This window comes from Micromonospora sp. NPDC048830, from assembly GCF_043198215.1.
Lineage (GTDB): Bacteria > Actinomycetota > Actinomycetes > Mycobacteriales > Micromonosporaceae > Micromonospora.
Map to the genome: position 1 here is coordinate 1 of NZ_JBICUP010000015.1, position 19,596 is coordinate 19,596.

Genomic DNA, 19,596 nt, shown 5'->3' on the forward strand with positions numbered 1-19,596 from the left:
GGAATACCGACTTGATCACGTCACACCGAAGTCATGATCACCTACAACACCGGCGACTCAGGACGGTGCCCACCACCGTTTCTGTGCCAGAGCCGAAAATCGGACAGGCCCCGACGCCGCGGGTGACGACCTTGGTCTTGAACACGCCGGGGGTGGCTCGCTGAAGCGACGCCTATCCGACGTCGTCTACCAGGCCTTACGCACCGACTGCGTGGCCGAGGCTTGACAGAGGAGCTATGTACAGTCCCGCATCCGCCAACCAAACCCGGCCTTCCGCTCGGACACGTACTGCCACGCCGTCACCGCCGGCCCGATACCGGCCACAAGCCCTCACCGCGTCAGCACGCCGAGCCCGCTGGCTGCGGTTCCTGCCCGTCCGGATGCCTGGGGCGTTTCGGTACCTGCCCGGCCAGACCGGCTACAACCGCTGCCGTCGCTGACCTCAGTCCCAGGTCAGGAAACGGTAGTGCAGCCCGGTCGACGACTCCTGCCACGCCCCAACGGAGTCTGGCGCACGCCCCATGTCCGGCGCGTGCGTGTCACCTTCGAAGAACTCCCGGATCTCGGTGATCACGAGCCGGTCCGCGAGAGGCAGCGCCGCCCGATACACCGCCGCGCCGCCGATCACCCACACATCCCCGGACACCGCGGCGAGCGCTTGCGGCAGGTTGGGGAACGTCTCCACGCCCTCCTGCGGCGTGCGCGACAGCACAAGATTGCGCCTGTCCGGCAGCGGCCGGAACCGCGGCGGCAGCGACTCCCAGGTGCGGCGGCCCATGAGCACGGTCGCGCTCGTGGTCAGGGAGCGGAAGTGCTTTAAGTCCTCCGGCAGGTGCCACGGCAGCGTTCCGTCGCGGCCGATGACGCCGTTCGCCGACTGCGCCCAGACGAGCCCGATCACACCGCCACCGGTGCCTTGATGCCGGGGTGCGGGTCGTAGCCGTCGAGCGCGACGTGCTCGTAGGTGTACTCGAACAGGCTGTCCGCCGGCTTCAGGCTCAGCGTGGGGAACCTCCGCGCCTCGCGCGCGAGCTGCGTGCGGACCTGGTCTTCGTGATTGTCGTAGATGTGACAGTCGCCTCCGGTCCAGACGAAGTCACCGACGCCGAGGCCCACCTGCTTGGCGATCATGTGCGTTAGCAGCGCGTAGCTCGCGATGTTGAACGGCACGCCGAGGAACAGGTCCGCGCTGCGCTGGTACAGCTGGCAGGATAGCTTGCCGTCGGCGACGTAGAACTGGAAGAACGCGTGGCACGGCGGCAGCGCCATCCGCGGGATGTCGGCGACGTTCCACGCGGACACGATGATCCGCCGAGAGTCGGGGTTCTCGCGCAGCGTGCGCAGCACCTCGCTGATCTGGTCGACGTGCCCGCCGTCCGGGGTCGGCCACGACCGCCACTGCACGCCGTAGACCGGGCCGAGATCACCGTCCGGCGCCGCCCACTCGTCCCAGATCGTGACGCCGTTTTCCCGTAGCCACGTGACGTTCGCGTCGCCGCGCAGGAACCACAGAAGCTCATACGCGATCGAGCGGAAGTGGACCCTCTTCGTCGTGATCAGCGGGAAGCCGTCGGACAGCCGGTAGCGCAGCTGGTGACCGAAGAGCGACCGCGTGCCCGTGCCGGTGCGGTCCTCCTTGCGGGCGCCCGTGTCAAGCACGTGGCGGAGCAGGTCTTCGTACTGCGTGTCCGGCATGCCCGGAGCCTAGAGGAGACGAGTAGTTGCTAACGGAGTAGTGGTCGTAGGCGGTCAGAGAACGCGTGATCGGTTGGCCGGTGGCTCGGTTGTGCCAGATGGCGGCGGTCAGGGCTAAAAGGCGTTGCGCGACGCGGACTCCGACGCCGTCGATGGTGCGTCCGCCGTGCTGTTCCAGAAGGTTTTGGTTCGCGGCCCGGATCGACTGGGTGTCCAGCACGACCGCGGTCGGATCCTCCCGGCGGCCGGCCTTCTCCCGCGCCTGGCAGCGCAGGAGGTCGTGGATCACCTGGTCGGTGCCGTCGTCACGCCACAGGGCGAAGTAGTAGTAGGTGGCCGACTTCCGGGGGTAGGTCGTGCGGCAGGTACGCCCACTGACAGCCGGTCCGGTTCTGGTAAAAGATCGCGTTCACGATCTCCCGCAGGTCATAGTCACCCTGACGACCCGAGACCGACACCGAGACACGCTTGACCTTCCACGCCTCCAGGAACGGCCCGATCAACGCCCACTGCTCGTCGGTGAGGTCACTGGGGTACGGCTTTCGATCACCCATGACCGACCTAGGCCGTGTCTCGTCGATCTTGGGTGAGGTCGCGTAGCCAGATCTTCATCGTGGCGATGTCGACGGTGGCCCGGTACATGTAGTCGCGCTTGTCGTACCTGGTCGCGACCGCCCGGAACTGCTTGAGCTTGTTGAACGCCCGCTCAGCGGTGTTGCGCTGCTTGTAGCGCTCCCGGTCGAAGTTCGGTGGCCGGCCGCCGCGAGATCCCTTCTTGCGGCGGTTGGCCGCCTGGTCAGCCTTGATCGGGATCGTGGCCTTGATGCCGCGGCGGCGTAGGTGAGCACGGATGGCCTTCGAGCTGTACGCCTTGTCAGCCAGGACATGCCCGGGGCGGGTACGCGGCCGGCCGACCCGACGGGAAATCCGGATAGCGGCCATGACCTGCGCGAAGCCGGTGCAGTCGGCCCGCTGCCCGCACGTGGTGTGCCGGGCGATCGGACGGCAACGCCGGTCAGCGGCCAGGTGCAGCTTGGTGGTCAACCCGCCACGGGACCGGCCGAGGGCTTCCCTTCCGCCCTTTTCGTCCCTGGCGGCTTCCCCCTTTTCGGGTGATCCGCCGCCGGGGCGTGCCGCGCACCCGCCGCGTGCTGGTGCGCCCGGATCGAGGAGGTGTCCACCCCGACCGTCCACTCGTCGCCTTCCTCGGCGTCGCAGTCGATCCGCAACGCCGCGCAGATCCGCGTCCAGGTGCCGTCCATCGCCCACCTGCGTTTCCGCTGGTAGACCGTCTTCCACGGACCGAACCGCTCCGGCAGGTCACGCCACGGAATCCCAGTACGTTCGCGGTACAAGATCCCGGAGATGGTCGTCCGGTGATCCCGCCACCGGCCCCCACGCGACGGGTCCGCTGGCAGCAACGGCGCCAGCAGCGCCCACTCGTCATCGGTCAGTTCATGCCGTCGCGACACGCCAATCTATCTACCGGATCCGCCCTCGAAGATCCACAAGACACGCCCTAACGCCGCAGCCGCCCGACGGTCACGACCAGGATTCACCTTCCACCACATCGGCCGGTCACTATTCATAGCGAACCGGCCGAAAGATCTCCAACCAGACGCAAAGTCTAGATCAACTCAAACATCTTCGGACCGCCCTCTCACAGTTTGTATACCTACACAGGTAGGCGGCGGCGCGTTGCAGGCCGGGAGCCGGGTTGTCGGCGGCGCGGTTGCGTAGGGTGCACGTCGGCGACCACACGTGGGGCGTGGCCTTCCAACAGGGCGCGGGCAGTATTGCTGGTTACCCCAGTCGCCCGGTCCGCCGGGCCGGGCGACTGGGGCGTCAGCGGTGCGGCCAGAGGCTCACACGCGGATCGCTGTCGGCTGTTCGGCTCCGAGCAGGTGAAGGATGTCGTCCGCATTCCCAGCTGACACGGCAGCGTGGAGGATTTGTGACGCGGTGTCTTCGCTGATCCGCTCTTGTGCAACCGCCCGGAACTTCGCCTCGACGGCAGCCCGCGACAGCGGGTTGCTGGGCTCGCCGCGAGGCGCGGTCACGGTCCGCATGAAGGCACCGCGCTCCGTCTGAACGGTCACCCTGCCCGGGGTCGCGGCCGGGAACGCAGCGTCGAATTCGGGATCGATGCTCCATGTGACTCTCGTAGCGAGGTCACGAGCCTGCGGAATGTGCAGGTCGCCGTGGGAGAGCACCAGCAGTGCATCAGGACCGCGGACCGCTGCGAGGCCGATGCAGAACGGAAGGCTATACTGAGCGCCTTCGATGCTTGTCGGCGCGATCTCGTTGCTCAGGGTGAGCGTCCGGCCGAACGTCTCGACGTGGATGCCGGTGATCTGAGCCGGATCGATCTCCTCGGCCGCGAGCAGTTCTGCCAGGGCGTCAATGGGTGCGTGAAGCCATCGGCAGCAGCTGTAGGGCTTGATGTAGGCCGTCTGGATGCTCCACGGCTCTCCGAGATTCGTGAGAATCCGGTCGCGATCGAAGATCTGGTCGTTGTCGAGAATATCGATGGGACCGGCGAAGCCGCTTTCGGCGAGAGTCGCTGCCAGGATCCCGTTCGCGGCTGACCAGGGAATTCCTTCCTTGACGTTGTTGGCACGGAAACGCGTGTAGGACGTCGCGAACTGGTTCGGAGCGGTGATTCCGGCGATCGCGATCGCATGGGCGATCTGCTCCGGAGGGAGCCGGCGGAGGGTCCCGACGGCCGCAGCAACGGCCTGACCACCCCAGATTCCGGTGTTGGTGGTGGGAACTGAGGTCAGGTCTCTCGCCGCCGAGATGCGTACCCCGACCTCGTAACCGACAGCGATCGCGGCGAGAACGTCCTTCCAAGGGGATCCGGCCGCAGCCGCGAGCACTCCGGGAACGACCGCGGCGCCGGGATGGCCGGCGGCCTGCCGGTGTCCATCGTCCAGATCGAGCGCACAGGAAGCAGCGGCGTTGGCGAAGGCGGCGCCCGCGACGGTCGTCGACTGGCCGGTGAACCACATGGCCGCCGTCCCGCGCCCCCAGATCGCGGGAGCAGCAGCACGAATGGTGGCAGAGTTGATCGTCCCCACCCCGGCGACCGCAGCACCAAGGGTATCGATGACATGGGTCCGCACGCTCTCGCCGACCGGGGGCGGCACAGCGTCTACCCCAGCAGCCCATTCCGCGAGGACCTGTGTAGCGAACATGTCTTCCTTCACGAGTCTGTCACCTGACCGGTGGTCCTTGGGGCGGGAGCGGGTACGAGGTCGGTCCAGCCCTCGCGTTCCAGGTCGCTAGCCCGGGCGCATCCGTTGCTTTGGCCAGATGACCCGAAAGTGAGGGACGGGCGGGAGGTACGGAAGGCCGTCGCCTTTTCGAACGCATCAGCGACCTGGAACAGCAGGGGCTCGCCGAATGGTCGAGTAGCGATCTGTACGGCGACCGGCAGGCCGCCCTCTCCGTACCCGGAGCACACCGAGATCGCCGGCCAGCCTGTGAGGTTGAACGGCTTCGTGAACCCGGGATTCGCCAGGTGACCCCACTTCGACACGCTGTCAATCCGGGCCGCCTCACTGCCTACGCCTGCGGTGACGATGACGTCGACGTCAGAGGTGGCATTGGCGGTCCTGGCACACAGGTTGCTGCGGCGGCGCAGGGCCTGGAGGTAGTCGGCGCTGGTCAGGAGAGCGCCGAGCGCCAGACGGTCGCGCAAGATCTCGCCGTAGTCGTGGAGGCGGCGGCGCAGATTCTGCTCGTGGAAGGCGTATGCCTCGCACGTCAGAATGATGAGGGTGAGCTCTTGGTACTCGCGTAGGGAGGGCATCGCGAGTTCTGTGATCTCGGCACCCTGTTCGCTCCACACCGCGAGGGCGTTATCAATGCCCTTTTGGGCCGCCTGACTCACGGGACTCTCCGACTCGTGCCACTCCCGAGCGACACCGATGCGCAGTCCCTTGACTCCTTGGCCGAGCCCGGCGCTGAAGTCGGGAACGGGACGATTGACGCTGGCGGGGTCCGCCGGGTCGTGTCCTGCCATCGCTTGCAGTAGCAGCGCGCAGTCTTCAGCGGTCCAAGCCATGGGGCCGGGATGGTCGAGCGACGGTGCGAGGGGAAGGATGCCGCGGCGGCTGCAGAGCCCATAGGTAGGCTTGATGCCGCTGATGCCGCACATCGATGCAGGTTCCCTGATCGAGCCGCCGGTGTCGGAGCCGGATCCCCCGAGGATCAGACCTGCGGCGATGGCGGCCGCAGTGCCGCTCGAGGACCCCGATGTGAAGTGGTCGGGGTTCCAGGGGTTGCGAGCCGGCGGCCACGGGAGGTCGAAGGACGGGCCGCCAAGGGCGAACTCGTGAAGCGTCAGCTTGCCCAACATCGACGTGCCCGCCTCTGCCCAGCGGGCAACAGCTTGTGCATCTTCACTCGGAAGCCAGCCTTCCAGCACGCGGGAGTTCGCCGTGGTGGGAATGCCCCGGGTGTTGAAGATGTCCTTGTGCGCGATCGGGATGCCGTCCAGCCTTCCGCGGAGCTCGCCGGCCATCATGCGTCCCTCGGCCGCCTTGGCTTCGGTCAGCGCGCGCTCGGGGGTGAGGGTGATGAAGCTGTTCAGCGTGCTATCGAGCGCCTCGATCCTCGACAGGCACTGTTCCACCAACTCCACCGGAGACAGCTCGCGAGCAGCGATCAGGGTTGACGCTTCTGCAATCGTGGGAATCTGCATCAGTCATCTCCCCCAGACTCGGGTGGGTGAGTGTGTGCGCCGGCACGGAAGAGATGCGCAGGCTCCGATTCCCAATCCAAGCCGCTCGTGCGAAGACGAACGACCATCGGTTCCATCAGTCGCCAGCCTTCGACGATCGCTGCCGCCTGCGCGGGCGAGAGGGGTAGGCCAGCGGCGTTCAACGCTGCCTGGACATCCTCGGGTGATGTAGATGTCATGGCTCAGCTGGCGAATCGGGACAGCCCGAACGAGTCGAGCGAGGGGTGTCGCTGACCGCCGAGCACTTCCTCGGCGACCACGTTGCCCAGGTGCGCGGACAAGGTGACGCCGCTGTGGGTGGCGACTGCGTAGATCGAGCGGCTGCCGCCGATCCAGTCGGCGATCGTCAGGCCGTCCTCTGGCAGCACGCGGGTGCCAAGTCGCACCGTTTCGGTGGTGGCTTCTGCGAGCGACGGGTAGAGCCGCTTGGCTCGCTCCAGCAGCAGGTTGGGGATTGACCAGATCCTGGGATCCTGCAAGCCCCACTGGCCGCCGGTCGGTGAGTCAGTGAAGGTGACCCCACCGTTGCGGTCCGGGCGGAGCGCGATGTCCTTGCCCTGGACGATGTGCCGGATGCCGGAGTCAACCGGACCGGTCGTGCTGATGAGACCGACGGAAGGCCTGCCTGCTGACGTCGTGTCGTGACGACGGGCAGAGTCGACCGTCGGGAACGTGATGTCTGCCGTGGCAAGGATCGGTCGGTTCCCGTTGCCGGCTGCCAGGATGGTTACATCGGCCTCATGTTGCCGGGTCGACCCATCCGGCCTCTTCGTCGTGATGCCCGTGCTGCTGATGCTCGTGACGGTTTCGTACGACAAGAAGACGGCTCCGGCTTCACGGGCGGCGTGCAGCAGGCTCGAGCACATCATGAACGTGTCGATCCATCCCTCATGGGGGAACAAGACGCCGCCCGAGATGCGCTCCGGGTCCAGCGCCGGCTCGAGTTCGAGTACGTCACCGGCCTTCAGTACCGAGGCTCGGTAGCCGGTCGATACGAGGTGCTCGGCCTTCCGCTTGAGCGCCGCCATCTCCTCAGGCGTCTGTGCGATGTGAATGTTGCCGATCTGATGGAACCAATGGCTCTCACTCCCGAACGTCCGGCTGGCGCGCTCATGTGCTTCGAGCCCGAGCACGTTGAGCTTGTTGTATTCAGCCGGCGTCTTGTTGTAGGCGTTGACCCAGGCGAAGGTGGCCGAGCTCGTGGCCGAAGCGACCTCTGCGGCGTCGATCACGGTGACCGCGGCACCTCGCTTTGTCAGCTCGTAGGCGAGGTTGCAGCCAATTACTCCGGCGCCAACGATGAGCACCCTGCGATTCACTTCGCTACCCGATTCTTCATGTAGGGACTTGTCTTGGTTGGGCGATTGCAGCGGTCAGCGGTGGGCAGGCCTCACCCAACGTTCACCGATGCGAAAAACTTCTTCGCGCGCTCGGTCGAGGGGTTGTGCAGAATGGTCCGCGGGTTGCCGCGCTCGATGACCTGACCGGCATCCATCATCACGACTTCGTCGGAGACGTCTTCGGCAAAGCGCATCTCATGGGTGACCACCAGCATCGTCGCCCCGCTCTGCGCCAGGCCACGCATGACCTCGAGGACTTCGCCGACCAGCTCTGGGTCGAGGGCGCTGGTCGGCTCGTCGAACAGCAGTACCTTGGGCTGCATCGCCAGAGCACGGGCGATCGCAACACGCTGCTGCTGGCCCCCGGAGAGCTCGCTGGGATAGTGGTCCGTCCTGTCGCCGAGACCGACCTGCTCCAGGGCGCGGCGGCCGTTGGCCTCGGCTTCCTTCCGGCTCGTTCCCTTGACAATCATGGGGCCGATGGTCACGTTGCCCAGAGCGGTGTAGTTGGGGAACAGGTTGAAGTGCTGGAACACCATCCCGAAGTTGAGACACTGGCGGCGAGCCACCGCCTTGGACACCGGCACGCGGTGACCGTTGCGGACCTCGTGCCCGATCATCGCGCCATCGAAGAGGATGGCGCCTTCGTCGATGGTCTCGAGCATGTTGACTGTACGAAGCAGCGTGCTCTTGCCCGATCCGGACGGCCCGACAATGCAGGTCACGCTGCCCGGCATGATGTCCAGGCTGACCTGGTTGACCGCGCGCAGGTCACCAAAGAACTTGCTGACCTTCACCAGTTGAAGCAACGGCTTGTCAGTCATCGGCTCACTCCTGCAGCGAGGTCCGTGGAGACTTCCTTGGAGACGGGACGGTGTCGTCGGTTGAACCCTCGGCCGAACCGCTTCTCGAGCCTCGACTGCCCGAACATCGCAACGCTGGTGAGCACCAGATACCAGATCACGGCAACCGTGAGCAGCGGGATCGTTTCGAAGTTCTTCGCGTAGATCACCTGGACGGTCGTCAGCAATTCGCGATAACCGATGACCGAGACCAGTGCGGTGCTCTTAAAAATCGTGATAACCTCGTTCGCCATTGACGGGGTGATCACCCGGATCAGTTGCGGCCCGAGGATGCGCCGGTAGGCCGCGAGCGGTGGGAGGCCGAGTGCCTTGCAGGCCTCGAACTGCCCCGAGTGCAGCGCCATCACGCCGCTGCGGAAGATCTCGGCTGAATATGCGCCGAGGTAGATCGACAGTCCGATGACGGCTGCGCTAAATCGGGTGATCACATCGTTGGCCGGGACACTCGCAAAGGTCGGCCCGAACGGGATGCCAATACTGAGCGTTGGCACCAGCGCTCCGAAGAAGAACACCAGCAGCAGCATGACCAGCGGTGGCATCGCCCGCATCACCCAGATGTAGAGGACTGCGGCGGTGCGCAGGACGACCAGGTGGGACATTCGACACCACGCCGTGATGACGCCAAGGACGAGCCCGAGTGCCGTGGTGCACAACGTTAGGTAGATGGTGTTCCGCAGGCCCTCCATGACGACCTTGCTGAAGAGGTAGGAGCCCACCACATCCCACTGCCAGTTCTCGTTGAAGACGAAGAACCGGGTGAGCACCAGGGCCGCGTAGACCGCCACCACGATGCTGATCCAGTGCGCGACTCCGAGCCGCGGTCGGATCGGAAGAGATGCCAGAGCCTCCGCAGTGTCTTCCGATTTTCCCCGTGTGTGAACTGATGTTCGCAGAACTTCTAACACGGCTCAGCCCTCCTGGCTGATGTCCGAGTTGATGGGCATCTCGGGCAGGGCGAGGTCCTGCTGCTTCCAGGCGGCGAGGAGCTTCTCGTAGACGCCGGTCTCGACGAGCTTGAGCAGTGCGGCTCGGAGGGCGTCGCGGAGGTTGGTGTTGTCCTTGTGAATGCCGATGCCGTAGACGATGTTGGTCTCGTTGAAGATCGTCTTGTAGAGATCAGGGTGCTGCTCGACGTTGTAGACGACCTGCGGCGAGTCGCCCCAGAAGGCGTCGTCCTGGGCGCTCTTCACAGAGAGGATGCCGGCGCCAGAGTCCTGGTAGGGCCGCGGCTCCAGTGCCGGCTGGCCCGCGGCTTCGCACTTCTTCGCGGCCTCCTCGAGGAAGGCCTGCTGCGCACTGCCGCGCGTGTAGCCGATGCTGAGCCCGCACAGGGTGTCGGCCGTGACCTCGTCCTGCTTGACACCCTTATGCGCCATGATCGCGGTGCCGGCCTTCATGTAGTCGATGAAGTCGATTTTCTTCTGGCGCTCGACGAAGTCTCCGACCGACGCGATGACGTCAAAGCGCTTGGCCTCAAGACCGGGAACCATCGAGTCGAAGGTGCCCTCCTGGAACTTGACCTCCGTGCCGAGCACCTTGGCGGCTGCGCGGAGCAGGTCGGGGTTCAGGCCGGTGATCTTGCCATCGGCATCCACGAACTTGATCGGCGCGAAGTCCGCGTTGATCGCCGCTGCGAAGCCGCCCTTCGATCGGATGTCCTCGGGGAGGAGCTCGGCGACGGTGTCGTCCTTCTGGACCTTCTCTACGATCGCGTCACTGTTGGTCTGCTGCTCCTTGCCGGCCGCGCTGTCTTCCGGGTTCGAGCACGCGCCCAGCCCCACGAGGCAAACCAGCGCTGCGAGTGCAGCGGTTGTCTTACGGATCATTTCCTTCTCCTTGTTTGTTTCTTACGTGGGGTTGGGACCACGCGAGATAGCGGTTACTCCGGATCGGAGTACTCGATGTAGAAGTCGATGGTTTCGGGCCGAACGAAGAACACGGCGGCCTCGGCGATCTGGCCGTTGGTCTGCCACATCAGGCGGCGCCTTCGCAGAACTGGCTGCCCGGGCTCGATAGCCAGCAGGTCGGCGTTGCGCTGTTCGAGCAGCACGGCGTCGAAGTACATCCGTGATTTGGGGATCGCGATACCGAGGCGGTTGAGGTAGGCGCGAGTCGTCAGGTGCGTCAGTTCCTCGCTGAGCAGGTCGGGCGCGAGGGCAAAGGGAATGGCGGCGATCTCGACCACGATGGGGTTCTCGTCGACGTCGTACTTCAGACGGACCATCTGGGTCACCGGCGTTGCTGGATCGATGCCCGGCAGCTCGACCTCCGCCTTGGCTGCCGGGATCACTTCTGCCGAGATGACGGCGTGCCGGCCGGGGATTTCCGGGGCGCCGGACTTGCCCTGCGCAGGGTCCAGGTAGCGGAGCAGGTTGACCTGGCGTGCGCCTGAGGCGACGTGCGTTCCCTTGCGTCGGGTCCGAACAACGAGCCCGGCCTGGGCCAGCTCGTTGAGGGCCTTCTGTGCCGTTGCTCGACTGACGTCGTAGGCCTCCTGCAGCTCGGCCTCGGTGGGCAGCCGTGCACCGGGCGGGAGTTCGCCGGACTGGATCTGGGCCTCCAGTTCGGTGCGGATCGCTTGGTATCTGGCAACGGACATGTTTTGACCGTACATAAAAACTTTTGACCGGTCAATAGTTACGCCGACCGGCGCCTCGCCGTGCTCGGCATCGACCCGATCTACGGCAGCACGAACCCGTTCGCGTTCATGGAGCTGCAGGACGTGCAGGAGCTGTCGAACTTCTTCGAGCGCCGGGTGTCGGCGTACCAGGTGGGGGTCACCGGCTCGGTGAGCTTCGACGACGAGTTCTAGACGCAACGCCGCTCGGTTAAGGTCCGGCGGGTGTTTCGCAATGGTTTGTAATGATGTCGATCGCGATGGTGGCTCTGTAGCTGCGCCGGTCTATGGGCCCTGTCTCACATTCGGTGGTGACGGAGGGTGGCCAGGCGTCGTTGACTCCTACGTGGGGGATGTCGATGAGCTTGTGAAGGCGGTGTTCTTCGGGGCTGTCCCCGCTGATCATCGAGGACGTGGTCGACGAGGGTGAGCGGATCGTGGTGCGGGCCCGGACGCCGCAGGACACCGCGGTCTGCCCGAGGTGCGGGGCCTCGTCGGGACGGGTCCACGGCTATCACTGGCGGACGGCGGCCGACGTTCCGGTCGACGGGCGCCGGGTGGTGGTCCGCGTGCGTGCGCGGCGTCTGGTGTGTCCCACGCGCGGCTGCCGCCACACCTTCCGCGAACAGGTTCCCGGGGTGTTGGAGCGATACCAGCGCCGCACGGCCCGTCTGAACAGGCAGGTCAAAGCCGTGGTCAAGGAGTTAGCGGGCCGGGCAGGGTCGTGTTTGCTGGCGATACTCGCCATGGGCCTGTCCCGTCACACGGCCCTGCGCGCACTGCTGCGCACCCCGTTGCCCACCGGGCGGACGCCTCGTGTGATCGGCGTTGACGATTTGCTCTGTGCCGGCGGCACCGCTATGCCACCGTGGTGATCGACGCCGAGATTCATGAGCGGGACCTTTTTCGGTGATGAGGACCCCCGCCCCGGCGCAGGCTCGCTGATCGAACGCAGCGTGGCCACCCTACACGCGGCGGGGGTCACCACCCGACCGAGAGTCCGCGGCGATGTGGGCTACTTCGCCAAGGACATCGCGCAGGCCGCGGTCGAGGCCGGCTGCGACTTCTCGTTGGGGGTGACCCGTAACCCCGCGGTCTGGCGAGCCGCCGCAGCCATCTCCGAAGACGCGTGGACGAAGGCGAGGCGAATGAAAGGCTGTACGGTGCCAAAACTAGATTCCGGCTGCTGACCAGCGGGTTCAAGGATTCGTTCAGGCGGCTCGATGGTACTCGTTGATGATTCCTCCCAGCCGCCGTCGGCGTCGAACGACGCCGTCGATCGGCACGGCGACGCCCGGGTGATGGTTGGGTGGCACCTGTCCGTGGCCTTGGTGCGGCCGGTGATCATTGAAGTGTCGGACGTATTCGGTCAGTACCGTCCTGGCGTGCCGTTCGCCGTAGGTGGGGAGGTGGTCTGTGCGCTCCTCGCGTATGCTGCGGCTCCAGCGTTCCACGAAACAGTTCGCCCTCGGTGTGCGCGGCGGCGTCTTCACCACCTGTATGTCGTCTGCGGTCAGGACCGCGTCGAAGGTCCGCCCGTACTTGGTGTCGCGGTCGCGGATTTGGAACCGGAAGTCGTTGGTGCGTTCTTCGAGGTCCATGAGCAGGTTGCGGGCCTGTTGGGTCACCCATGGCTGGGTCGGGTGCTCGGTCACGCCGAGCAGGTGTATCCGGCGGGTGGCGATCTCCATGACGGCCAGCATGTACAGCCGGCGCAGCCACACGGTATCGACGTGGAGGAAGTCGGTGGCCAGCAGGCCGGTGGCCTGGGTGCGCAGGAACGTTCGCCAAGACGTGTCGGTCTGGTGGGGTGCGGGGCCGAGGCGGCCACGGGCCAGGATTCGGCGGATGGTGCCGAGGCCGACGCGGTGGCCCAGTCCGAGCATCTCGCCCTGAATTCTCTTGTGGCCCCAGCGGGGGTTGTCCCGGGCCATCCGGCGGATGAGCTCGCGGATCTCGTCGCTGACGGGTGGTCGGCCGCCGCAGTGGGGGTAGGTCCAGCGGCGTTGGACCAGCCGGCGGTGCCAGGCCAGCAGGGTCGCCGGGGTCACGATCCGGTGGATGCGGACCGCGCGGGGTAGGCGGCGGGCCAGCGCGGACAGGATCGCCCGGTCTGGCCAGGACAGTCGTGGTCGGCTGTGGACCTGACGGCGCAGCACCGCGACCTCGTGGCGCAGGGCCAGCAGCTCCGCGAGCACCGCGCGGTCGCTGCGCGCCGCGAGGAGCAGACCGTCGAACAGGCGGATCGCGACCAGATAGATCAGCTGGAAGACCATGACCACGAAGGTGCCTCATTCCCATGAAGCCCCAGCTCACTGCAGGTGCGACAGGTATTGGCACCGTACAGGCTTCGTTGAGCTATCCGCCCCTGGGCTTGACCCGTTTCGGCGGACAGGGTCGATGTGTTGATCTCACGCTACCTTGCTGGCCGGTAGCGGGTTGATGGTGCTGGCTTCGTAGGCGGCGGCGACCGCCGGTGGCGCAGGTGCTGGTGTACCCGCTGACCACCGCCTCCCAGTACGGCCAATCCATGATCGCCGCCGCCGACGCTCGCCCGTTGAATCGCCCGATGCTGTCATGGATGGCGATGCACGCCTTCGCCAACATGCCCGCCCGTCAACGATCCCCGAGTCAACCTGCTGTCGCTGGTACCGACGCAACTCGCGGGCAGACGGATGCGTCGGCGCGAGCGGTCGCCCGCCAGCACGTTGGGGTAGTTCTTCCCCCAGTACCTCCCGGCACTCCTCCAGCCTGTGCACTCTTTATCCGATAGGCCGCATCTGGTCGGTTCAACGTCCGACGCCGGGGTGGAGACCAGGGGTGCATCCCGCCGCGAATGGAGAGACGATGTTCAATCCGCTGGACCACAAGGGCATCGCCCTGGAAGGCCAGGTTCGCAACTGGCGGGAACTCGACGTGGTGCCGATCGACGCGGAGGCAGTCGACCCGTACACCCGGTGCCGCATCATCACGATGAACGGCGTCGAGGTGGAGGCGGTCATCTTCCTGCACCAGTTCGCCCGCAACTGCCCGGACCAGGAGGTGCGCCGCCAACTGGCGTACGTGAACCATCTGGAGAGCCAGCAGCAGCGGGTGGTGAACTGGCTGTTGCCCGGGGTGGCCAGCGTGCTGGAGACGACGCTCGGCTACGAGCAGGTGGCCGTCGATCTCACCGCCTGGGTGGCCCGGCACGAGCCCGACGGCTACCTGCGCCAGGCGTACGAGTTCGGCGTGCTGGAGGACTTCGACCACCTTTACCGCTACGCCAACCTCTACGAGATGGTCGAGCGACGCAAGGCCGAAAAGATCGTTGACGGGCTGACGGAGGTGATGCCGGGGCGACCCACCGTGCAGGAGCATCGGCACCCCTTCGACGAGGTCCGTACCCCCTACGACCGCACGAGCGTCGACCCGCGCTCGAAGCTGAACGCGTTGACGATCCTGTCGGCCGAGCAGCAGGTGATGTTCTACTACATGAACGTCGGCCCGCAATACATGGAACCGATCGCCCGGCAGCTCTACCAGGAGATCAGCCTGATCGAGCAGGAGCACGTCACCCACTACGAGTCGCTGGTGGACCCGGGCGAGACGTGGTGGGAGCGGCTGCTCACCCACGACTACAACGAATGCTGGCTCTACTACTCCTTCCTTGAGCAGGAGACCGACCCAAAGGTCAAGGCGGTATGGGAGCTGCACCTTCAGATGGAGCTCGGACACCTGCAGCAGGCCGCGGACCTGCTGCGCCGCCACGACGGTCGGGAGCCGGAAGAGATCGTCGGCAACGTCGGGCTGCCCGAGCCGTTGTCCTTCGAGCCGAACAAGGAGTACCTGCGGCACCTGCTTGCCACCCAGATCGACCTGACCAAACTCGGCGAGGGCTACGTACGGGAGGCACACGCACGGTTCGAGTGGATGCAGCAGCAGGTCCACGGCGGCCAGCAGCCCCCCAGCGAGCAGGTCATCGAGATGCACCGGGAGCGCTTCGGCGAGGAGTACCGCATCGAGACCGAGGGCCCTCACCCGGTCGAAGGGCTGCGGGTGGCGGAGGGGGGCCGTCGTGCCTGACGCGCCCGCCACCAACGGCCCCGAGCAGGACATGGTCGACCTCCTGCTGGCCCAGCACGCCCGGATCGAGGAACTGTTCCTCCTCGTCATCGGCAGCCACGGCGAAACCCGGCGAGATGCCTTCGACGACCTGACCCGGCTGCTCGCCGCCCACGAGACCGCCGAGGAGGAAGTGCTGCACCCGCTGGCCCGGACCCTACCCGGCGGGGGCGGCGACGCGATGGTCGACGACCGCCTCGACGAGGAACGTCGCGCCAAGGAAACCCTGCAGACGCTGATCGACGGCGGGGTCGACGCTGGCGGCTTCGAAACCGGGGTGATCCTGCTGCGTGACGCTGTGCTCCGCCACGCCCGGTACGAGGAACGCCAGGAGTTTCCCCTGCTACGCCAGCATGTGGCGGCGGACCGGCTGCGGGCGCTCGCCGCAACGGTCCGTGCGGCCGAGGCGGCGGCGCCGACCCGCCCGCACCCCGCCGCGCAGTCGGCCAAGGCCAACCTGGCCCTCGGCCCCGCCCTCGCCGTGACGGACAAGATCCGCGACGCGGCCCACCGACCCGCCGAGTGAAATCGGCTGAGGGAACCATGCCAGCTCAGTTCTGGTCCACCGTCACAGTGTTGTGAGGTTCCCAAACAAGTGATGCCTGCAGCCAGCCGCGAGGCTCGGCGAGCGCCTGCCGGCGCAGCCCTACAGCGAGAAGGGCCGTCACGGCAGGGAGCCCAGCCGGAGCGGCTCCTGCTCCAGAACGGTGCCCATCGCCCGCAATAGCGACAAGAGCGGGTCAAGCTTCTCGTACAGCACGAGCACCACATCGCCGGATCGGGCCATGGCCAGTGCGGCGTTCAACGCCTCCGCCACGTCCGCGGTTTCGAGACATCGCGCTGCCGGGTTCCGGGCGGTCAGTTCCCGGCGCAGCAGGCTGGTCACCTCTCCTGGTGACCGTCCGCGCAGGTCCGCGTCGGGGTACAGCACCACCCGATCGGAGGCGGACGCGATCGCCTTCGCGCAGTCGGCCAACAGGTCGTCGCGGCGGTCTCCGGGCAGGGTCACCGTCACGACGCACCGGTCGGCTCCCCAGAGCCGGTGCAGCGTGCGGGTGGTCGCGTCGATGGCTGCGGGATTGTGCGCGTAGTCCACGAGGACGTGCACGTCGTCCAAGCGCAGGAGGGTGCCGCGGCCCGGGTTGCCTGCTGCGGGGTCGAACGATCTCAGGTGCTCGCTGACCACGTCGGCCGGCACCCCGACAGCTCGGGCCGCCGCGACGGCGGCGAGGGTGTTGGCGGTCACGTGGGCGGCGATTCCGTTGAAGCCGCCGGGCAGCTCCGCCAGGGGCAGCAGCGGCACCCGCCGCTCGCCGACGAGTTCGGCGAGGTGGCCGCCGTGGAGGGCGTAGGCGGTGCCACCGCCGGCCAGGTGTTCGCGGATCAGCGGACTGTCGGGGCGCAGCGTGAACCAGGCGAGTCTCTTGTGCGCCGCGCGGACCCGGGGAGCGGCGGCCAGCCGGCGTACCTGGGGGTCGTCGGCGTTGAGCACCAGGGTCCCGCCGTCGCGTACCCGTTCGGCGACCAGGGCCTTGACGTGCGCGATGTCCTCCACCGTGTGGAGCCCGTCCTGGCCGAGATGGTCCGCGGTGATGTTGGTGAGCACCCCCACGTCGGTCCAGTCGTAGCCCAGTCCTTTGCGCAGGATGCCACCGCGGGCGGTTTCCAACACCGCCGCCTGCACCGTCGGGTCCCCCAACACCGCCTGCGCCGATCGCGGGCCGCTGGCGTCGGCCTGCTGTACCAGCCGGCCGTCCACGTAGATGCCGTCCGTGCTGGCGAGGCCGACCCGCAGGCCGGAACCGGTCAAAAGGTGGGCCGTCAGGCGAGCGGTGGTCGTCTTGCCGTTGGTCCCCGTGACGGCGACGGTGGGGATTCGCCCGTCGTCGCCGGGGGCGAACATGGCGTCCACCACGGCGCGGCCCACATCCCGCGGCTGCCCTACGGCGGGGGCCAGGTGCATCCGCAGCCCCGGGCACGCGTTCACCTCGATGACCGCGCCACCACCGTCCGCCGGTGGCGGCTCCGCGATGTGCGGCAGGCGCAGGTCGATACCAGCGATGTCCAGGCCCACCACCGCCGCAGCCCGCAGGCACAGCTGGGCCACCTCCGGATGGACGGTGTCCGTCACGTCGATGCTGGTGCCACCCGTGGACAGGTTGGGGGTGTCGCGTAGCCACACCACCTGATCCGTGGCCGGGACGCTGGCTTCGGTCAAGCCCTGCTGCCGCAGTTGCTTCGTCGCCACGTCGTCCAGCCGCAGCCGGGTCAGCACGTTGGTGTGGCCGTTACCGCGCCGCGGGTCGGCGTTGAGCTGTTCCACCAGGCTCCGCACGGTGTTGACGCCGTCGCCGACGACGTGTCCCGGCACCCGCTCCGCCGCTGCGGCGAGCTTGCCGGCCACCACCAGGACCCGGTAGTCCCGGCCCTCGACCTGGCGCTCCACCACCACCCTGCCGCCGGCGCCGGCGAAGGCCGTCGCCACCGACTCCCGGGTCGTCAGCCCGAGGTACACGTGCCGGCCCTGTTGGCCGTCGACCGGCTTGACCACGACCGGACCGCCCAGTTCGGTGAACAGGTCCAGCGCCTCGGCCAGGGAGTCCGCTCGACCGCCAGCCGGCACGGGGATGCCGGCCTCGTCCAGCAGACGTCGCGTCAACTCCTTGTCACCGCAGATCTCAACACCGATCGCGCTGGTCCCATCGGTCATCGCCGCCCATGCCAGCCGCCAGCGGCACCCTTGGCCGAGCCGCAGCAGACTGAGATCGTCCACCCGCTCCACCGGAATCCCGCGGCGGCGAGCGGCCTGGATGATCGATGCCGTGCTCGGCCCGGGTGCTTCCTCGGCGTACCGCGAACGCAGCGCCGCCAGCACCGGCTCGTGACCGGGATCCTGCTTGCCGAGTACGCGCCGGATCAGCGTCACCCCCGCTTCCAGCAACTCGTCCGGCATCCGAGATTTCATCGGCTCGTCGGCGGGACACTCGATCACGACGTCGTAGAGGCCCAGTTCGCCGGCGTGAATCGTGCGACCGAAGTTCACCGGACGGCCGATCAGGGTGGACAACTCGATCGTGACATGTTCGGCAACATGACCGAAGTAGGTTCCGTCATGCAGCCGGGTGACGAAGCCACCAGGCTTGCCCGCGGCGCAGTGGTGCTCCGCCAAGCCGGGCAGAATGTCGAGCAGCCGCCCCGGAAAACTCCGGAAGTCCCTGCTTTCCCGTTCCGTCAGGTCCTGCAAATGCAGCCGACTCACGTGCACGGGGCGATGCAGATAGACATTGGGGCCGCGGAGCCGACGTCCGCCCAGGATCTTCATGACTCCCTGCCCGGGTCGACACGAGTGGCGCTGGCAACGATGACCGGCTTTCGATCGATCAGTTCGAAGGTGTAACCGGCGGGCAACACATGCAGCCGCCCGCTGATCAGCGCGATCCGCCCGTCCCCGTCGGCCGGGACCCGGATGTCCTCGGCGGGTGCGGCGTCGACCACGGTGACCGAGCCGCTGCCGATCACCTCGAAGCGGTCGCCCTCCACGACGATCGCCGTGTCCTCGTCGATGCCCAGCCCGAGCTCGTGTGGAAAGTGAGCCACCGCGCTCAACAGGCGATTGAGCCGCCCCCGCTCCGCGAAGTGCATGTCGATCAACACCCGAGGCAGGAATTCCATGCCGGGGCCGGTCCGGACGCTCCGGGTCGTCACACCGGCACCCTCGCCGCCGAGCACCATCGTGCTCGACATCATCGCCGCTCCGGCGCTCGTGCCGGCCAGTACGAGGCCATCCGTCACCCGCGCGTGGAGCACCGAGTCCACCCGGGTCCCGCCGAGCAGCGCCGCGATCCGGAACTGGTCGCCACCGGTGAAGTAGACACCGGTGGCCCACCTCAGGACGTGCTCGGCCGGGGCCCGTTCGCCTGCTCCCGGGTTTCCAGTCGCAGGGGGCATGCCTGCTCAACGCCCAGCGTCTTGAAAATCCGCACGTATCCGGCATCCACCCTGCCGGCCTCGGCGCTTGCCGTACTGATCACCACGATGCGTGCCCGACCCCCGCCCGCCATCCGAACGAACCTTTTCAGGATCTCGGAATCGTCTCGCGCCTTTCCCTCGCTGCCGCCGATGATGACCAGTCGCCGAAAGGCACGAAATGCCTTGCCCTCCGTCTCGGCCATCCCGAACCCTTTCCATGTCCCGCCGAAGTCGAGCGCGACGCGAGCGGACCGCGCCACG

Annotated in this window: 17 protein-coding genes and 4 pseudogenes; 5 read left to right on the forward strand and 16 right to left on the reverse strand. The window is 66.9% G+C overall.

All coding sequences use genetic code 11. The features are described 5' to 3' along the window. Nucleotides 1-442: 442 nt before the first annotated feature. From ACGFIZ_RS15130 to ACGFIZ_RS15185, 12 genes and pseudogenes are all read right to left on the reverse strand, one after another. Nucleotides 443-901, reverse strand: coding sequence for a dihydrofolate reductase (locus ACGFIZ_RS15130; protein WP_393419542.1), 459 nt, complete (start codon nt 899-901; stop codon nt 443-445). Continuing rightward, entirely contained in the window at nt 898-1,695 is a 798-nt protein-coding gene (locus tag ACGFIZ_RS15135) for a thymidylate synthase (RefSeq protein WP_347672023.1), read from the reverse strand. Before ACGFIZ_RS15135 ends, ACGFIZ_RS15130 begins: the two co-directional genes overlap by 4 nt. Nucleotides 1,696-1,735: 40 nt before the next feature. Further along, nucleotides 1,736-1,873 (reverse strand): annotated as a pseudogene (locus tag ACGFIZ_RS15140) (IS982 family transposase); the annotation flags it as partial. A gap of 9 nt (nt 1,874-1,882) precedes the next feature. Beyond that, nucleotides 1,883-2,249, reverse strand: a pseudogene (locus ACGFIZ_RS15145) (transposase); the annotation flags it as partial. Nucleotides 2,250-2,256: 7 nt separating this feature from the next. After that, nucleotides 2,257-3,167 (reverse strand): IS5 family transposase gene (locus ACGFIZ_RS15150; protein WP_393419545.1). Its coding sequence is split into 2 segments (ribosomal slippage): nt 2,257-2,826 and nt 2,829-3,167, totalling 909 coding nucleotides; the frame shifts between segments, so codons are not numbered across the junction. A gap of 393 nt (nt 3,168-3,560) precedes the next feature. Next, nucleotides 3,561-4,904 carry an MmgE/PrpD family protein gene (locus tag ACGFIZ_RS15155; protein ID WP_347672063.1) on the reverse strand — a complete coding sequence of 448 codons (1,344 nt, stop codon included), beginning with the start codon at nt 4,902-4,904 and terminating at the stop codon, nt 3,561-3,563. Then, complete coding sequence (locus ACGFIZ_RS15160) at nt 4,901-6,403, reverse strand: amidase (RefSeq protein WP_393419547.1); 1,503 nt, start codon at nt 6,401-6,403, stop codon at nt 4,901-4,903. The genes ACGFIZ_RS15155 and ACGFIZ_RS15160 overlap by 4 nt, the downstream gene beginning before the upstream one ends. A gap of 221 nt (nt 6,404-6,624) precedes the next feature. Further along, nucleotides 6,625-7,812, reverse strand: coding sequence for an NAD(P)/FAD-dependent oxidoreductase (locus ACGFIZ_RS15165; protein ID WP_393419777.1), 1,188 nt, complete (start codon nt 7,810-7,812; stop codon nt 6,625-6,627). A gap of 20 nt (nt 7,813-7,832) precedes the next feature. Beyond that, nucleotides 7,833-8,606, reverse strand: coding sequence for an amino acid ABC transporter ATP-binding protein (locus ACGFIZ_RS15170; protein ID WP_347671929.1), 774 nt, complete (start codon nt 8,604-8,606; stop codon nt 7,833-7,835). Next, the gene (locus tag ACGFIZ_RS15175) at nt 8,603-9,433 is read right to left on the reverse strand and encodes an amino acid ABC transporter permease (protein WP_393419550.1); all 831 of its coding nucleotides are present in this window, start codon (nt 9,431-9,433) and stop codon (nt 8,603-8,605) included. The genes ACGFIZ_RS15170 and ACGFIZ_RS15175 overlap by 4 nt, the downstream gene beginning before the upstream one ends. Nucleotides 9,434-9,553: 120 nt before the next feature. Continuing rightward, entirely contained in the window at nt 9,554-10,471 is a 918-nt protein-coding gene (locus tag ACGFIZ_RS15180; RefSeq protein ID WP_347671931.1) for an ABC transporter substrate-binding protein, read from the reverse strand. Nucleotides 10,472-10,524: 53 nt separating this feature from the next. Then, the gene (locus ACGFIZ_RS15185; protein WP_347671932.1) at nt 10,525-11,244 is read right to left on the reverse strand and encodes a GntR family transcriptional regulator; all 720 of its coding nucleotides are present in this window, start codon (nt 11,242-11,244) and stop codon (nt 10,525-10,527) included. A 42-nt stretch (nt 11,245-11,286) separates the two neighbouring features. Here ACGFIZ_RS15185 and ACGFIZ_RS15190 point away from each other — a divergent pair. From ACGFIZ_RS15190 to ACGFIZ_RS15200, 3 genes and pseudogenes are all read left to right on the forward strand, one after another. Continuing rightward, nucleotides 11,287-11,457, forward strand: a pseudogene (locus ACGFIZ_RS15190) (ribonucleoside-diphosphate reductase); the annotation flags it as partial. Nucleotides 11,458-11,608: 151 nt separating this feature from the next. Then, nucleotides 11,609-12,160, forward strand: a pseudogene (locus ACGFIZ_RS15195) (transposase family protein); the annotation flags it as partial. Continuing rightward, nucleotides 12,153-12,452, forward strand: a complete 300-nt coding sequence (locus ACGFIZ_RS15200; protein ID WP_393419798.1) for a hypothetical protein — start codon at nt 12,153-12,155, stop codon at nt 12,450-12,452. The pseudogene ACGFIZ_RS15195 and the gene ACGFIZ_RS15200, both read left to right, overlap by 8 nt. Nucleotides 12,453-12,473: 21 nt before the next feature. Here ACGFIZ_RS15200 and ACGFIZ_RS15205 read toward each other — a convergent pair whose 3' ends face one another. Beyond that, nucleotides 12,474-13,538 (reverse strand): integrase core domain-containing protein, encoded by a 1,065-nt coding sequence (locus ACGFIZ_RS15205; protein WP_393419553.1) that lies wholly within the window; start codon nt 13,536-13,538, stop codon nt 12,474-12,476. 571 nt (nt 13,539-14,109) lie between these two features. On the opposite strand from ACGFIZ_RS15205, the gene ACGFIZ_RS15210 reads away from it, so the two are divergent. Together ACGFIZ_RS15210 and ACGFIZ_RS15215 are read left to right on the forward strand one after the other, a co-directional pair. Further along, complete coding sequence (locus ACGFIZ_RS15210) at nt 14,110-15,327, forward strand: hypothetical protein (protein WP_393419555.1); 1,218 nt, start codon at nt 14,110-14,112, stop codon at nt 15,325-15,327. Then, nucleotides 15,320-15,892, forward strand: coding sequence for a hemerythrin domain-containing protein (locus ACGFIZ_RS15215; RefSeq protein WP_393419557.1), 573 nt, complete (start codon nt 15,320-15,322; stop codon nt 15,890-15,892). The genes ACGFIZ_RS15210 and ACGFIZ_RS15215 overlap by 8 nt, the downstream gene beginning before the upstream one ends. 138 nt (nt 15,893-16,030) lie before the next feature. On the opposite strand, the gene cphA is transcribed toward ACGFIZ_RS15215, so the two are convergent. From cphA to ACGFIZ_RS15230, 3 genes are read right to left on the reverse strand one after another with little or no spacing between them, the layout of a single operon-like run. After that, the gene (cphA, locus tag ACGFIZ_RS15220; RefSeq protein WP_393419559.1) at nt 16,031-18,688 is read right to left on the reverse strand and encodes a cyanophycin synthetase; all 2,658 of its coding nucleotides are present in this window, start codon (nt 18,686-18,688) and stop codon (nt 16,031-16,033) included. Then, nucleotides 18,685-19,314: a cyanophycinase gene (locus ACGFIZ_RS15225; RefSeq protein ID WP_393419561.1), complete on the reverse strand. Its 630-nt coding sequence runs from the start codon at nt 19,312-19,314 to the stop codon at nt 18,685-18,687. The genes cphA and ACGFIZ_RS15225 overlap by 4 nt, the downstream gene beginning before the upstream one ends. After that, entirely contained in the window at nt 19,254-19,538 is a 285-nt protein-coding gene (locus ACGFIZ_RS15230; protein ID WP_393419563.1) for a hypothetical protein, read from the reverse strand. The genes ACGFIZ_RS15225 and ACGFIZ_RS15230 overlap by 61 nt, the downstream gene beginning before the upstream one ends. Nucleotides 19,539-19,596 lie beyond the last annotated feature (58 nt).